General features: G+C 36.2%; 10 protein-coding genes. All 10 read right to left on the bottom strand.

Going from position 1 to position 12,440, the window contains the following annotated elements; all coding sequences use genetic code 11:
- Positions 1-53: 53 nt before the first annotated feature.
- Positions 54-1,787: a fatty acyl-AMP ligase gene (locus tag G4P69_RS08080; RefSeq protein ID WP_310834044.1), complete on the bottom strand. Its 1,734-nt coding sequence runs from the start codon at positions 1,785-1,787 to the stop codon at positions 54-56.
- Between the two features lie 86 nt (positions 1,788-1,873).
- The gene (locus G4P69_RS08075) at positions 1,874-2,104 is read right to left on the bottom strand and encodes an MbtH family protein (protein WP_208349267.1); all 231 of its coding nucleotides are present in this window, start codon (positions 2,102-2,104) and stop codon (positions 1,874-1,876) included.
- 685 nt (positions 2,105-2,789) lie between these two features.
- Positions 2,790-3,080, bottom strand: coding sequence for an NHLP leader peptide family RiPP precursor (locus G4P69_RS08070; RefSeq protein ID WP_208349259.1), 291 nt, complete (start codon positions 3,078-3,080; stop codon positions 2,790-2,792).
- Between the two features lie 275 nt (positions 3,081-3,355).
- Positions 3,356-3,697: an NHLP leader peptide family RiPP precursor gene (locus G4P69_RS08065; protein WP_208349252.1), complete on the bottom strand. Its 342-nt coding sequence runs from the start codon at positions 3,695-3,697 to the stop codon at positions 3,356-3,358.
- A 44-nt stretch (positions 3,698-3,741) separates the two neighbouring features.
- On the bottom strand, positions 3,742-4,077 hold the full coding sequence (locus G4P69_RS08060) for an NHLP leader peptide family RiPP precursor (protein ID WP_208349243.1): 336 nt from the start codon (positions 4,075-4,077) through the stop codon (positions 3,742-3,744).
- Positions 4,078-4,342: 265 nt separating this feature from the next.
- Positions 4,343-6,025, bottom strand: coding sequence for an ABC transporter ATP-binding protein/permease (locus G4P69_RS08055; RefSeq protein WP_208349234.1), 1,683 nt, complete (start codon positions 6,023-6,025; stop codon positions 4,343-4,345).
- A gap of 200 nt (positions 6,026-6,225) precedes the next feature.
- Positions 6,226-6,558, bottom strand: coding sequence for an NHLP leader peptide family RiPP precursor (locus tag G4P69_RS08050; RefSeq protein ID WP_208349231.1), 333 nt, complete (start codon positions 6,556-6,558; stop codon positions 6,226-6,228).
- 614 nt (positions 6,559-7,172) lie between these two features.
- A complete protein-coding gene (locus G4P69_RS08045; protein ID WP_208346750.1) occupies positions 7,173-7,514 on the bottom strand; it encodes an NHLP leader peptide family RiPP precursor in 342 nt (113 codons plus the stop codon).
- Between the two features lie 280 nt (positions 7,515-7,794).
- Positions 7,795-11,124 carry a type 2 lanthipeptide synthetase LanM family protein gene (locus G4P69_RS08040; protein WP_243902909.1) on the bottom strand — a complete coding sequence of 1,110 codons (3,330 nt, stop codon included), beginning with the start codon at positions 11,122-11,124 and terminating at the stop codon, positions 7,795-7,797.
- An 18-nt stretch (positions 11,125-11,142) separates the two neighbouring features.
- A complete protein-coding gene (locus G4P69_RS08035; protein ID WP_310834045.1) occupies positions 11,143-12,267 on the bottom strand; it encodes a quinone oxidoreductase family protein in 1,125 nt (374 codons plus the stop codon).
- Between the last annotated feature and the right edge of the window lie 173 nt (positions 12,268-12,440).

The raw sequence follows: 12,440 nt of genomic DNA, 5'->3' as shown, positions 1-12,440 counted from the left end.
AGGGTTTTGTATTCTGACTCCTGAATTCTGTCTTCTGACTCCTTTTTATAAAATTAATTAAGCGATAACTTAAAAGACAAAGGAACGTTGTCAGATCTCCAAATTGCTACCGATTGAAGACCACCCTCTAGGAATAACTTACGACAAGCATAACGTTGAATCTTACCACTAGAAGTTTTGGGAATAGTAGCAGGTTTTAGGAGGACTATTCCGTAAACTTGTAGTTGATGATCTAGTGAGACAGCTTTACGGATAGCTCCCACTACTTCATCAACGTTTAGTTGTTTTAGGTAACTACGTTCTACTTCCTGCACAACTACTAATCTTTCTTCCCCTTGTACTTCAAGAGAGAAAGCTCCACCACAATTATGTCGTAGTGCTGGATGGCTGTTCTGAACTGTCAGTTCGATGTCTTGGGGATAATGGTTTTGCCCTCGGATGATGATCACATCTTTAAGTCGTCCTGTAACAAACAACTCCCCATTGAGAAAAAATCCCAAGTCTCCTGTGCGAAGAAATGGTCCGTTTCCCGTATCTTCTAGATAAGCTTGAAACGTTTCTTGTGTTGCTCCTGAACGATTCCAATACCCACAAGCAGTACTTCCACCACTAACCCAAATCTCTCCTACTTGCCCTTTTTCACAGCAAGTTAAAGAATCTGGATTAACAATAATTACTGTTGTGTCTATATAAGGACGACCAACACCGACTAGTACTCGACTTAGAGGTGATGAGTGTTCACTCTCTACCACTAAATTTTCTTCTAGCTTGCGGGCTGATACCGACTCAATCACTGGAAATTGATTCTTGTTCCCACCTGTAGCAAACAAAGTCGTCTCAGCCATCCCATAACAAGGATAAAAAGCTCGGTAGTTAAAACCACAACAGGCAAATTTTTCAGCAAATTGCTTTAAAGTTTCTGCCCTTATTGGTTCTGCTCCATTGAAAGCTAGATCCCAACTGCTCAAGTCAAGATCAGCTAATTCTTCTGGTTGAACTTTTTTTACGCATAAATCATAAGCAAAATTGGGACCACCACTGGTAGTTGCTCTATATTTAGAAATTGTTGTTAACCAACGAATTGGCTTTTGCAGAAACGCTATTGGCGGTATCAGGATGCAGGGAATTCCTAAATAAATAGGCTGTAAAACATTACCAATTAACCCCATATCATGGAATAAAGGCAACCACCCAACAACGATACTTTTCTCCGTATGACCAAAAGCCTGATGAATTAGCCTCTGGTTGTGGATTATATTTCCATGAGTAACCATTACCCCTTTAGGTGTTCCAGTAGAACCAGAAGTGTATTGCAAAAATGCCAAACTCTCTGGTGTCACTGATTCAGGCAGAAATTCTTGAACTTTAGCTTCAATGGTATCAGTAGCTATAAACGTTAATAGGGTTAAGTCTGCTTCCTCTTCACATAGTTTCTGAATGTCAATCAGTATTGATGTGGTTGTTAGTGCTAATTTAGCTTGAGCATCATTGACTATGGAAAGTAGCCGCGAGAGCTTCTGATTACGTCTGGGAGGATAAACTGGGACAGCTATTACCCCTGCATATAAACAACCGAAGAATGCTGTAATAAACTCTAATCCAGAAGGATACAATAATAAAACCCGTTCTCCTCGCCATTGCTCAAGATGCGATGCGATCGCTCTCGCTTGTCTATCTAATTCTCTGTAGGTGAGGCTGTGCGATTCAGTTTCTCCATTTTCGAGGAAGATATAGGCTTTTTGGTCAGGCTGTATTTGAACCCTTTGTCGTAAGATATCAACTAACACAAATACTTTTCCTGGTAAGTTTTTAGCTTGATAAACTAAAATTTCACTCTGCGTCAGCCAAGAACAATGTTTCTAACCGAGGAATGTTAATTATTGAACGCTGTTTTATCATTTTCCATCATAGCTTTACGTAAGCTAAGAGGTCGCATATCTTTCCATACATCTTCAATGTAAGTCAAACATTCTTCTTTCAACCCTTCTTTGCCAACAGATTTCCACCCGGTTGGTATCTGTTTTTTCCATTTCGGCCAAATTGAGTATTGTTCTTCGTGGTTGACTACAACTAAATAGATAGTGTCATTTTCTTGTTCATTCATTATTAGTATTTTTCCCTTTTTTGAATCACGATTTAACTAAACTAGTACCGCAAGGCGGAATTCAAAATTCTGTTAGGAATACAGCGTAGGCTTTTCAGAGATTTTGGATGGTATGCTTATTTACGCCGCGCTGCACTAGTTTTACAATACTGCCAAAACAGCAAATACAAAACCCAATAATTTTAGATTTAGGGAAGAAAATTTTTATTGCGAAAGGAGTTGCTGGAGCCAGTGCGGTGGACAGTGAATCCTGCGTTGCAGAAAGATAGGCGACTAGTACTAGGTAGCGCCCTTCAACGTCAGAAGCATTACCTTACCTCATATCTTGCACCAATAAAATGATAAATATAAATGCTACCGGGACGATACTGATTGTGTGACTGCATTTAAATCAGCCAGGGATTATAAATCCCTGTCTAAGAGCTAAATTCCTCTATAAGAGGAATGGAAACGAATGTTTTATAGTTCAATCTTTGATACCTTTGTGGCGTTAATTCAGTATTTATATTTAAAGGTGCAAGATCTGAGTTACCCGTAAAGCTCCTATACATGCTCAATTCTAAATGCTGACAACCACATTTCTATGTCAGTAAACCCGTCTGCAGAACTGGTTCTTCAAAGCACTGGCTTCTTCTGAATTCTTACAATAGGTCAGCACTTTCTGCACACTTGCTATTTAAACCATTTAATCTTTAATCCCACCAATTACGCTTGCTAATTCATCTTCTGTTAATTCATCTTCTGCTAATTCGTCTTGTATTAATTCCTGGTATGGTAACAATAAATAGAGATGATTAGGAGTTTGCTGTAGCACCTGAATTGTTAGATCAGGAGGTAATTGTTGACCAAGCTCTTCAGAGATAACTGCTTTGGGATTATTTAATAACCTTTGCTTATAAGCAGGATCAATGCTAGCTTTATTCTTGATGCACTGTTCAATTTCTTGAAAATCAAATGTTTCAAAATTTGTAGCCATGATTTATGCCTAATGAGTTGCTACTTGAATGATAATATGGATAAATCTCTATTATGTGGGCAATATTTTTGTAAATTGATAGCAGTATTTTTAGGGTTTTCTTTTTGGTATTATATACCTTCTGACTGCTAATTCCTGCGCTGCACCAAAGGTTGATAAAAAAACAGACTTGTAGATTAAGTATGCAAGGCCTTGGAGGTTTTGCACACTCAAGAACTACAAGTCATACACTTTAATACAAAGAGTGCTTATCTAAATTTGTTGGAAATTCTTCATTAGTGGACATGTAGAAATACGGTGCTAACAGTGAATAGACCAACCACTGCACTCAGCGTACCACCAGCAGCAGCTTCTAGCTGTTCATCTGTGAGTTCTACTTTTGAGAAATCAGGCTTTGTTGGGAGTACAAAGTAAAGGTTATTGGGGTCTTCTACTTTGATATTCACCTGTAATTCTTCTGGTAATTCAACACCAAACTCGCGCTCAATTACTGCTTTGGGATTGCTTAGCAATTCTTGCTTATAAGCCTCATCTTTCCATGCTTTAGCAATAATTGTGGCTTCAAAATCTTTACGATTTTTGCCTTTCTCAATATTTTCTTCAGTTACTTGGCTCATGTTTTTGTCCTTCTAGATTCGATGATTTCGATTGAAATTCTTCTTTAGTTAACTACGACGAAGACGTATTTGAAAGGTATAAAGACCAGACCACCACCAGCAGCAGCCTCTAACTGTTCATGTGTGAGTTCTACTTCCAAATTTGAGAAATTAGGCTCTGTTGGGAGTACAAAGTAAAGGTTATTGGGATCTTCTACTTTTACATTGACCTGTACTTCTGCTGGAAATGTAACACCAAACTCGCGCTCAATTACTGCTTTGGGGTTGCTTAACAATTCTTGCTTATAAGCTTCATCTTTCCATGCTTTAGCAATAATTGTGGCTTCAAAATCTTTACGAGTTTTGTCTTTCTCGCTATTTTGTTCGGTTACTTGACTCATGTTTTTGTCCTTCTAGATTGAATGATTTGGATTGAAATTTGAACCTAACTGTATAGAATTCTACTTAACTAACTTCTAGTAATTCCAATTATATTTAATTGGTAATTAAATTATTTTCGTCTTAGATTAGTTAAGTGAAATCTGCTCTTTACACTATAAGAATAACAATATAAATAATAGAATGATAGTTAAAAATTTTCGATTATTAGGGATTTTTTTTATATCTTTATTCTTTGTTGAGTATTAAGTAGATTAGCCAAAATGATTAACTTAGCTCACTGGATCGGTGAACACTATCAAGATTAAAAAATATTTGATGATATTGCTTCAGAGTAGGACGATGTCCGATACTAATAAAGGTTGTTTGTGTTTCTAGCAGAAGATTATAAAGATGTTCTTCATTGTTTACGTCTAAAGCACTGGTTGCTTCATCTAAAATTACATATTTGGGCTGTGTAACTAAAATTCGAGCAAAAGCTAATCTCTGTTGTTCTCCCAGAGAAAGAACATCACTCCAATCTTTCTCTATATCCAAACCCCCAAATCTTTCTGGTAAGCTTGACAAATTAACTTTTTTAAGTACTGCGTAAAGTTCTTTGTCGCTCAAATCACCCTTGCCATAAGGATAAAGTAACTGCTCTCGTAAAGTTCCTAATATCATGTAAGGGCGCTGGGGTAAAAATAGCATTTCTTCTAAGTCCGGACGAAAAATCACGCCCTTTCCTGAATTCCATAACCCAGCTAAGGTACGCAATAGAGAACTTTTACCACAACCACTATCTCCCATAATTAATAATCCTTGCCCAGATTGAAGTACTAAGGAAATATTTTTTAATAGAGTTTTTTCATAATTAGGAGTCTGGATTGTTAAATTTTCAAAAGCTAAACGGTCACCTTTAACAATATTAATGATATTAGTATTCTCAATTACTTTTATTGGTTTTTTGAGATAATCTAAAAAGATGTATAGACGATTGATTGAAGCAGCAAACTTTGTAAATTTCTCAAATTGATGCATAATCAAATTTGCAGAAAAAGCTACTTCCCCAAAAGCCCCTCCTGCTTCAGTTACTTTGCCTACTTCAATTTCACCTGAAAGAATTTGATTACCTAGAATCAATGCTGGTATGATCCAAGGTAAATACCCAAATTGATTCTTAAATAGATTTAAATAAACCTCTGTCCATAATATTAATCGCTTTAAATTCTGAAATACTTCATCGAAGAGAAATTTAATTTTATTTGATTCCTGAAAAATACCGTTATAAAAAGCTATGGATTCTGCATTTTCTCTGACACGAACTAATCCAAAGCGAAAGTTGGCTTCTTTTCTGATTTGTTCAAAATTCAGTATTGTTAGCTTTTTGCCATAAAACCCAATAGTGATAACGTAAGCTAATATAGAGTAAACCACCAGAGCAATAACTAAACTTTTGGAAATCGACCAAAGAATGAAACTAAATGTAATAACCACAAAAACAGATTCTAGACAATTAACCAGAAACTGAACAGACTGCTGGCAGAAGCTAGACACATCTTCAGAAATACGTTGGTCTGGGTTATCAATCTCTTTACAAAAATTGTGTATATCATAAAAAGCACGATTTTTAAAATATTGATTGAGTAAATAATCGGTCAACGACCGTCGCCAATAAACACCTATAACCTCTCGCAAATAGCCATAACCAGAATTGAGAAATGCAAAGATGAATATCCCCAGAAAAGCAACTAATATATCGTGTGAAAACCGTAATTTATCATGAGCAGAAAGTGCAGAAATCAAGTCTCCCTGCACATTATTTAATAATACCTTGATTTGAGTATTAGCAAATAAAAGAAAGGCTAGAAATACAAGTAAAACTAGCGATCCTCGTTTTTCATTGCCCAACCAATAAAGTTTTGCGATCGCCCAAAACTGTTTAACTGGTCTTAAGTTCCATCCATTCATCTATAAATACTAACGATTTAAATAAAAAAACTAGTGAAAAATTCAAAAAAATCGGTATTCGTTCATTAATAGCAGTATTTTTAGAGTTTTCTTGTACCGGAGGTACATAAGAAAAAAGATTTGTAGATTAGGTATGCAAAGCTTTGGAGATTTTGCACACTTAATGATCTACAAATCATGAATCTTAATACAAGGAGTCCTTATTTATTGGCTAGAATGTAGCTGAAAGGTAGAGGTATAAAGTTTAGACGACCACCAGCAGCAGCCTCTAACTGTTCATGTGTAAGTTCTACATTTGAGAAATCAGGCTCTGTTGGGAGTACAAAGTAAAGGTTGTTGGGGTCTTCTACTTTGATATTCACTTGTACTTCTTCTGAAAATTCAACACCAAACTCGCGCCCAATTACTGCTTTGGGGTTGCTGAGCAACTCTTGCTTATAAGCTTCATCTTTCCATGCTTTAGCAATAATTGTGGCTTCAAAATCTTTACGAGTTTTTTCTTTCTCGCTATTTTGTTCGGTTACTTGACTCATGTTTTTTTCTTTTTAGATTAAATGATTTGGATTGAAAATCGAACCTGTTCGTATAGAATTCTACTTAACAAATGGTTAGTAAATGCAATCATATTTGATTGAAGTACTTGATTTAATTGTCTTTTATCAGTCAAGTGAAATCTGCTTGATTCACTATAATAATAACTACTTTAAAAAGAAAATGTTAGTCAAAATATTTCGATGTTCAGGTGTTTATTTTATATTTTTTCATCTTTTAAAAATTTTTCGATACCTTCTAACTTCTAATCTCTGCCTTAACTCAGATCTCTTTAAATATAAATACTGAATTAACGCCACAAAATTATCGAAGATTGAACTATAAAACATTCGTTTCCATTCCTCTTCTAGAGGAATTTAGCTTTTAGACAGGGATTTATAATCCCTGGCTGATTTAAATGCAGTCACACAATCAGTACCGTCGCGGTAGCATTTATATTTATCATTTTATTGGTGCAAGATATGAGTTAAGCTGAAGATGAATAAAAAAAAGACTTGTAGATCAAGTATGCAAGGCTGGTTTTGCACACTCAACGACTACAAGTCATACATCTTAACACAAGGAGTTCTTATCTGAATTTATCTGAAATTCTTCATTAGTGGAAATGTATAAATATGGTAGCAGCAGACAATATCGAAAAAACTGCACTCGCTCCACCACCAGCAGCAGCCTCCAGTTGTTCATCTGTGAGTTCTACATTTGAGAAATCAGGCTTTGTTGGGAGTACAAAGTAAAGGTTATTGGGGTCTTCTACTTTGATATTCACCTGTAATTCTGCTGGTAATTCAACACCAAACTCGCGCTCAATTACTGCCTTGGGGTTGCTTAGTAATTCTTGCTTATAAGCTTCATCTTTCCATGCTTTAGCAATAATTACTGCTTCAAAATCTTTACGAGTTTTGTCTTTCTCGATATTTTGTTCGGTTACTTGACTCATTTTTTTCTCCTGATTAAGTAATTGTCTGCTTTTTATTTGCTGCGTGAAATCTACTTAATTCACTACAAAAATAATAACTAATTAAATAAGAAAAAAGAGGTAAAAAACTTTCGATTAATAGGTGCTATCTTAATATATTTATTTATGATAGGTGTGAAATAGTTCTAGTTACATTTCTCACAAAGTTAAAAGAAAGTGCTAGGGAATGAGGCTCATAAAAAAATGTATGCAGAAAAAACCTGCATACAAGTCTGTTTAAGGTTGGCTCATAGATATGACATTATTGCCAGAGCAATATAGAAGGTAATTTGTTGGGGTAGAGTAATCTCAACAGTTCATAGCCAATGCCCGCAGTTCCTTGACAAAAGTTAGGATGGTAAAGTTCTGCTGGTAAGTTAGGAAGAAGTTGAAAAGAACCAGTTTGCTTCGCTCTATCTAAGATTAGAACTGTTTGTTGACGAGCTATTTCCAGTAATTCTGGACGTGAAAGGTGTTTTGCAGCTACCAACAGAAGTTCAACACGACTTAAGTTACCACAGGCAAGATTATCGAATCCTTGTAAGCCAGACTGATAAATTTGAGGCAAAGCTATTTCAATTGCTTGACGAATTTCCTCTGTATCTAATATGCTTAAGCTTCCTAATCGAGCTAAAACAATACCAGGTATCCCATAACACCAACTTGTTAGAGCAGAAATCATCTCGCTATCAATGCCAATTGATTCTCTTTCTGACCAATTGTTAGTAGCAATCAAACTTTGCTCATAGCTAATAGTTTCTTCTGCTACTGACAGAAACACGGGATTTTTAGTAGCTGTGTACAATTGTATTAAGGCGTAGGCGATACCAGCTATTCCGTGAGAAAAGCCTGTTAGTGGTTTTCCTTTTGAGTTTATCCAGATGCGATCGCCTTTATCTGTGGTGACGAGCTTGTCTAATAAATGCTCACCCCAAGCAACAGCCTTCATTAAAATTTCAGGTTCTTGCGTTGCTTTATACACAGCTAATAAGCTGAGGATATTACCCGCTGCACCATCGAGAATCCCTAATCCTTGTTGAACAGTAGCTTCATTTACTGTAATCCAAGAAGTAACTCGCTTAGCATCTTCAATGAGCTGTGCTTCTCCTAAAAATTGGGAAACCCGAACGAAAGTATAAGCAACAGAGGCTAATCCCTTTGCACCACTAATAACTATAGCCTCTTTGAGCTTTTTCGTAATATCTTGCTCTTGCAATGTCTTGCGTAGAGTTTGCAACGCTCCTAATGCTAAATCCCTGTATTCGTCTCTCCCTGTGACAGATGCGAGTGCTGCTAGAAACACTGATATTCCACAATAGCCATTATCTAACCCATATTCTAGAGGTCGCAGTTGAAATCGCTGTGCCTCAGAATTGTATTGCATCCCAACCCAGGCTACGCTATTATTACTACCACAAATGGCTCGTTTCTCCAATTCTTGTCCGATGGCGATCGCTTGCTGTAAAATAGCTGTCTCACTGAAACATACAGCCTCGCTGGTAATCACCTCACGACTACTATCCAAGGTTAGTACATTGGGAGCTTCCTCTAACCTATCTGAGTAGAGTGAACCTTGAATAATACTAACCTGTGTGGCTAGATCATCATCGTTGAAATGTTGCAGTCGGGAGATGACGTCTTCGTAACTTGGTTTATTCAGAAAGTTTTCGAGAATATCCTCTGAGTTGATGGTGACAGTATCACTATCTGAATAAGCGCTGATGTAAGGAATGTCTAATTGTTCTATAGCTTTCTTTTCTGAAGCTCCCATTCTCCAAAAAGGAGGTTTTTCATCTGAAGTAAGAAAAGCTCTAGTAAGAATATCTAACTCAATACTGCGTTCTACACCATACCGAAGACATTCACAACTCAAAGAATTGCGTAAAAATGCATCGTAAACGCTAGTGTTACGAAGCACAAGACGTACTTCCTGAGAGCTAAAAGCAGTTAGAGGACTGTCAGGTGATAAAAGATCTTCTCTGCGTTCTACGAAAAACTTATACATTTGCTCAAACCCAGCAACAAGATCTTGAACATGGTGGTTGAGCAATGTATCAATTCCTTCTCCAAAAGGCTGATTTTTTTTCAGTGGTAACTCAACCTCTCCTTGTACTAACCTCATTCCATCTGTATTAATGTCCCCCCATTTCATCGCTTTCACTGAGCTATTATCTTCACCAAAATTTCCCAACCCACCGAAATCAAAGACTACTCCTTGAGTCTGCTGGTAAACGGAAGCATAAACTCCCGGTAAAAGCGCAGTAGATACGACAGAATCTAACATTCTTTCATTAGCTTTTGATTGAGCGTCAGGATCGTCTTTTGGTGTCCAAGCTTGATGGTGTAAAAGCGTCTCTACATCTATAAGAACCGGCTGTTCTCCACAAGCAATCAAGTTTTCACAATGACAATCTGTACCTCGTAATGCATAAACAATGCACAGGAGCATCCCAGCACGCTGGTAGTAGCGACTTACTGCTTGTTGATCTTCACAAGGCAATGTATTTACAAATTCTATCCAACCACCATGATTAGAGCAATTAACAATTTTCAGCGTCTTTAGAGGTAACGTAATTTCTTGCTCGTTTAACCAGGTAAGAAATTGAAAGTAAGCCTGTTCCAAGCCTAAATTCTTAGGTTTGTAAACAATTTTTAAGTCTGAGGCAAATTTGATGATAATAACAGAGCGTCCACGTTTGTGAGGATCAGAAAGTCCTAACTCAACATCAACAACTTGTCCAAGTTCTTTATCTGGTTGAAAAACTTGTTGAATTTGGTCGTAATCTGCTGATAATCGATAAAAGAACTCTCCTACAGTTTCTACCCAGAAATTTACCGCAGTAGCAGCTAACCTTGCAAGTGTACTATACTCTTTGAAAAAAGACAGTAAACCATCACTGAGCAACGTTTGCACAAATTCTATGTACTGATCTTTAGAGGAATTACCTCCAAGTTGTTGAATTAAAAGGGTTAAGTGAGAGCCTCTACTAGCGCGGAAAATTGAGAATTCTAAATCTAGTGGTAAACTAAAAATCTCCACTAAACGTTCTAGTAAATTACGCTCTAATTGAGCATGAGCACTGTCTGATAATAGTTGATAGTTAGAACCAATTTGTTTCAGTAGTTTCTGTTTCGCTACCTCTACAAACGATAATAGAACTTCTTCAAAAGCTATTGGTTTTTCAGGATCTAGATACTGAAAATTTTGTAAATTCCTCTGGGAAAAGATTTGCTGAGCAAAAAAATCAGCAAGTTCCATTACTTCTCTTAATGTATCAACCCAACTTGGTAAATACTCTTGATTTTTCAATCGAACAGAACCTAGTGCATGACGAACTTTGTTAATATCTAGTTCATCCCAAATCAAACGGTTAGAAAATTTTGTTTCGTCACCCTTAGCACTAACCTGGCACCATTTTTTCAATCGAGCATCAATTAAGTTTTCCTCTCTTCCTGTCTCATCATGAATAAATTCTTCACTAAGACGTTCAGAAAGTGTACTAGATTTTTCGACAATCTTTACCAGATCTGGCTGAGATATTTTAATCGAGGTTTGAGAAGATTTTTGTGCTTTTTTTGAGATGATTTTCATTTGATTTAATATTTATTATTAATCATATTTATAGACAACTTTGCCAAATCTATCTTTCGCATTATAAGTTCTTTCAAAAAAAGACTTAACCTGATTACCAGTGAATACAGAGTCAATCGGTATATTTAATTTTCCTGTGCTATAATCCTGGATGGCATTTTCTAAATCCTCTTTATCACCAAGGCAATTTCCAATGATTTGAAGATTTTTCACCATAGCGATGTTCATGATTCGATTAAAATCTAAAGAAGATAAATGAGGATCCTGATTGATTAATTCGAAGTATTGATCGTACAATCCACAGGTGATATATTTAGCATTAAAAGCCATTATTTGAACCGCTTCTTCTAAGTAGAGATCAAAAAATGGATCAAATACACAATCGAATCCTCCGTTTTTTTCAACAAATTCTCGAATAAATTTATTCTCCGTTAATTTATTGTTTTTGGATTCAAGTAAAATAACTTCCTTAATCCCCATTGCTCTCAGTTCTTCTTCAAAAAGTAATGAGGTTGTTGTTGCAAAAATATTAACATTATATTTTTTTAAAGCACTAATCACAAACAATGAAGTATTGGATTTAGCTGCGGTAACTAAAATGTTAGAACCTGGAGTTGGGTTTAGCTTTCTAACCACACTGTAGCTAGTTTGTCCTCCAATACTAAAAGCAGCAGCAACATCATCAGGCATGTCATGAGGTACTTTTACTAACTTTTCTTGATGAAGCACCTGATACTCTTTTGAGCCGTGATTACTTGGTATACCTGGGAGTGAGCCTGAAGTGCTTGAATAGGGATAAGCATTATTACCAATAACTTTATCGCCAATTTGGAAATTTATAACTTCTGAACCAAGATTAACTACTTCTCCAACAAAATCAGATCCGACAACATAAAATGAATCGTCTAATCCGAAATTCATCATTTTAAAGATAAGAGCTTTATCACGATAGTTACAAGAAAAGGCTTTCTTCTTTACTAAAACTTTAAATCGATTTTCCGGAGCATTTGGATTAAATTCAATATTCTCGCTATGAACCAACCCACAAAATACAGGGACATTATTCATTTCTATGGTATCAATAAAGTTACTTCCAGAAATGGAATTTCTTATTTTTTGACCACAAATAGCAATATTTCTCACAATAAATCCTCCTCAAAAAATTCTCTTTATCAAATTACTCAGTTAATAGTTTTGTCTTTGTAGGGGTTATAACAATACTGCTCGGAATCGCGAATTTCTAGGTTGAGGCAAGCTGTCTTGAGCAGGGGGAGAAATTGAGGCAGTTCAGGTCATTTTGGCCTCCCCTGCTTCAA

Origin of the sequence: Aetokthonos hydrillicola CCALA 1050, from assembly GCF_017591665.1 — a bacterium.
In the GTDB taxonomy this organism is placed as follows: domain Bacteria; phylum Cyanobacteriota; class Cyanobacteriia; order Cyanobacteriales; family Nostocaceae; genus Aetokthonos; species Aetokthonos hydrillicola.
The sequence above is the reverse complement of the archived record's forward strand: the minus strand, read 5'-3'. Positions and strand labels throughout refer to the sequence as shown.